We start from the raw sequence: 966 nt of genomic DNA on the forward strand, positions 1-966 counted from the left end.
TTAAAATTGCATTTTGCATTAGGAATATTAGCAACAATATAACTATACTTTAAAACATCACCTACTTTTAAATGTTGATCATTTTTGATATTATATTGATAAATTTCTTTTATTGTAGGACCTTTAAATTCTCTTACTCCTTTTTCATCAAAATCAATAATAAAGTAAGGCTCTCCTAAATCATTATAAAATATATACTTTCTAATTAAACCATTAGAATTGTAAAAAATGCTTTCTTGTATGATTTTACTGGTTTTCTTATACTGAATCGATTCTATTTTACCATTATCAAAATAATAAATACTTTTCCCATTAGGTTCGTTGTTTACAAAATTGCCTTCAGCAATTTTAATCCCCTTTTTGTTATAGTTTACAAACTTTCCGTGCTGAATTGGCTTACCATTTCTAATCACGTATTCGTTTGTACTTATCAATTTTCCTGATGGACTGTATTCTTCAAACGTATGAACTTTTTCATCTTTAAAATGAAAAAACAAAACTATTAGTCCGAGTAGTACAACAAGTATTACTATATATTTTTTTTTCATTGTTTCTTTTTTTGCTTTGTTTCTAAAAAATCTCTTCGTACGAACTGATTATTATTAGGGTTTTTAGAGTCATTAACCGTTTGAACCATATCCGATGATTTATCTCTTTTACCTGAATTTTCCTTAATAACTTCGTTAACCATTTTTTCTGCTTTATCAACTTTGTCAGATAATTTACGTAAATCAGCCGCCGCCCTCATTATGTCTTTATTACTTTTGAGATTATTTCCATTTTTTGCTACACCAGGAGCTCCATCTAGAAATGCATCGGCACTAATATTATCTCCAACTTTTTTACCTGTTGACTTTTCATTTTCGCCTCCTCCTTTTTTAGAAGTAGCAGTAGTAGTTATCTCTTTGTTACTTGGTTCAATTTTTTCTCTTACATATGTATTTATACTTCCTAAGAAATCAGCTG

2 protein-coding genes are annotated in these 966 nt (G+C 28.4%); both read right to left on the reverse strand.

The genetic code is table 11. From position 1 onward, the window contains the following. The coding region (locus LPB87_RS20585; RefSeq protein ID WP_230729224.1) for a hypothetical protein at nt 1–548 on the reverse strand (548 nt) is incomplete at its 3' end. Beyond that, nucleotides 545–966: hypothetical protein (locus tag LPB87_RS20590; protein ID WP_230729225.1), on the reverse strand; the 422-nt coding region annotated here is incomplete at its 5' end. The genes LPB87_RS20585 and LPB87_RS20590, both read right to left, overlap by 4 nt.

Source organism: Flavobacterium sp. EDS (assembly GCF_020991525.1).
Classification (GTDB): Bacteria; Bacteroidota; Bacteroidia; order Flavobacteriales; family Flavobacteriaceae; genus Flavobacterium.